1 protein-coding gene is annotated in these 645 nt (G+C 54.0%); it reads left to right on the forward strand.

The genetic code is table 11. The annotated features are described in order from the left end of the window. On the forward strand, positions 1-600 hold a 600-nt coding region (locus J5224_RS33555; protein ID WP_264629203.1), incomplete at its 5' end, for a glycosyltransferase. Positions 601-645: the final 45 nt, after the last annotated feature.

Below are 645 nucleotides of genomic sequence, written 5' to 3' on the forward strand. Positions count from 1 at the left end.
GACCAGCAGGCACCTGACGTTCGCCAGACCTGTCGCCATACGCATAATATCCCAGAATGCGCTCGGGTTTTACTGCAAGTCGGCTCTGATTTCAAGCGTAAGGGCGTCGAGCGCAGCCTGCGCGCCGTTGCCAGCCTGCCGGAAAACCTACGGAAACAGGTCGTTTTTCTGGTTGTCGGCCAAGACAAACCCGATCGTTATCAGACGCTGGCAGGTCAGTTAGGCATTGATAAGCAGGTGCATTTTTTTGCTGGACGTAGCGATGTTCCTGATTTTATGGCCGCCGCAGACCTGCTCCTCCATCCTGCACATCAGGAAGCCGCAGGCATCGTGTTACTTGAAGCGATCACTGCCGGGCTACCGGTTATCGTGACGCAAGTGTGTGGCTATGCGTTCCATATCGATAAGGCGCAAGCAGGCCAGGTTATCGCCTCCCCCTTTAGTCAGGAAGCGCTGAACGCTGCGCTGCACATCGCATTAGAACAAACGGAAACCTTGCATCGTTGGTCGGAGAATGCCCGGCATTATGCCGATACGGAAGATCTTTACAGCTTACCGGAAAAAGCCGCACTGCTGATTTCGGGCCAGGATCGTCACTAAATGAAAAGTGTCATTACGTTAAAAGAGCCGTTCGCCTCACTCTGG

This window comes from Candidatus Symbiopectobacterium sp. NZEC135, assembly GCF_025962695.1.